This window comes from Streptomyces sp. NRRL B-24572 (assembly GCF_002156145.1).
GTDB classification, from domain to species: Bacteria; Actinomycetota; Actinomycetes; order Streptomycetales; family Streptomycetaceae; genus Streptomyces; species Streptomyces vietnamensis.
Map to the genome: position 1 here is coordinate 1 of NZ_MWIG01000823.1, position 1,842 is coordinate 1,842.

General features: G+C 69.7%; 1 protein-coding gene and 1 pseudogene. One reads left to right on the plus strand and one right to left on the minus strand.

Annotated elements, in window-relative coordinates; translation table 11 throughout:
* Positions 1-409: pseudogene (locus CCN56_RS36650) on the plus strand (oxidoreductase); the annotation flags it as partial.
* A 419-nt stretch (positions 410-828) separates the two neighbouring features.
* Here the strand turns inward: CCN56_RS36650 and CCN56_RS36655 are convergent.
* On the minus strand, positions 829-1,695 hold the full coding sequence (locus tag CCN56_RS36655; protein ID WP_086832055.1) for an HAD family phosphatase: 867 nt from the start codon (positions 1,693-1,695) through the stop codon (positions 829-831).
* Between the last annotated feature and the right edge of the window lie 147 nt (positions 1,696-1,842).

The following is a 1,842-nucleotide window of genomic DNA, read 5'->3' on the forward strand; positions in this document are numbered from 1 at the left end:
ACCGCTGATCGACGCCCCGCTGCCGACGCCCGCCGAGGTCGCGGGGCGGCTCGACGGCCTCGCCGAGCTGATCGTCGCGGGCAGCGAGGCCCCGGCGCTCGTGACGGCCGCCGTGGTGCACGGCGAGCTGCTCGCACTGCGCCCGTTCACCTCGTACAACGGTCTGGTCGCGCGGGCGGCGGAGCGGATCGCACTGGTCGGCAGCGGCCTCGACCCCAAGGCGATCTGCCCGGCCGAGGTCGGCCACGCGGAGCAGGGGCGGGCCGCGTACCTCGCCGCGTTCGAGGGGTACCTGTCGGGCACCCCGGAGGGCGTGGGCGCCTGGATCGCACACTGCGGGCGCTCGGTCGAACTGGGAGTCCGGGAGTCGACGGCCGTCTGCGAGGCACTCCAGCGCGGCGCCGCCTGAGAGGCCCTTCAGGGAGGACCGCCACCGGGTCCGACTGGGATGCCTGCCACCGGGGGCGGCTTTCGTGAGGGCCTCGCCGGCTCTCGTGTCGGCCTGGTCGGGTCCCGTGCCGGTCAGGTCGGGGCCGGAAATGGGTTGCGGCGGCACCAGTCCTGGTACCGCCGCTGGCACGTCCACCCAGTTACCAAGCGTCCTCGATATGTGCCCATCAGGCCGGGATCTTTGCCCATGGCCTGGTGCGGCTGGCCCGTAATCGACGGGTCGACGTCGCGTGGGTGCCCGGTTTCAGTGCTAGGTCCGTGGGGCCTTCATGCTCAACAGGTGATCCTCTCGGATGTCCTCGGTCTCGCGGGCCTGATTCCTTTCTACTCCTGTCCGGGTGGAAGCGAAAGTGCTGGATCCGCTTCTCGGTCGATTGCTCAAATTCGGGCAAAGTCACCGGCGAGACGCTCGGTGAGGGCGGCCTGCCGGCGCCGGGCCGCGTACCAGACGAGTCCGGCCCCGAAGGCTGCCGCTCCCACCGCCGCCGCGGCGACGAGCGTGGGGCGGGGCGGCATCCGGAATTCGGGCAGCCGCTGCTTGAGCCGCACCGGCTTCTCGAAGGCGAGAACGGGCCACTCCCGGGCCACGGCCTCACGGCGCAGCGTCCGGTCGGGATTGACCGCGTACGGGTGGCCGACGGCCTCCAGCATGGGGATGTCGGTCGCCGAATCGCTGTACGCGTAGCAGCGCGAGAGGTCGTAGCCCTCCGACTCCGCGAGCTCCCGGACCGCCTCCGCCTTCGTCGGCCCGTAGGCGTAGTACTCCACCTCCCCGGTGAAGCACCCGTCCTCGCCGACGACCATCCGGGTGGCGACGACCCGGTCGGCGCCGAGCATCTCGCCGATCGGCTCGACCACCTCGGTGCCGGAGGTCGAGACGATCACGACGTCGCGGCCGGCGGCGTGGTGTTCCTCGATGAGGGAGGCCGCTTCGTCGTAGATGATCGGGTCGATCAGATCGTGAAGGGTCTCGGCGACGAGCTCCTTCACCTGGGCGACGTTCCAGCCTTTGCAGAGCGCGGAAAGATATTCACGCATCCGCTCCATCTGGTCGTGATCGGCTCCACCCGCCAGGAAGACGAACTGGATGTAGGCCGTCCGCAGGGCGGCGCGGCGGCTGATCAGTCCGCCCCGGTAGAAGGACTTGCTGAAGGTCAGCGTCGATGACTTCGCAATGACCGTCTTGTCCAGGTCAAAGAAGGCGGCTGTGCGCGGCAAGGAGTGGTTTTCCACAAGCCCGAGCATAGGTGCCCACCATTCGGCGTACGCTCGGGCGCGTGGGTTTGCCTGAGAAGGCTCTCGGGTACACCATGGAAGTCACGGATCGTTCGCGACCGTGCTAACCCGGTCCGGCTCCTCCCCCCCCGAGTCGGCCGGAGAGACGACCCCCGC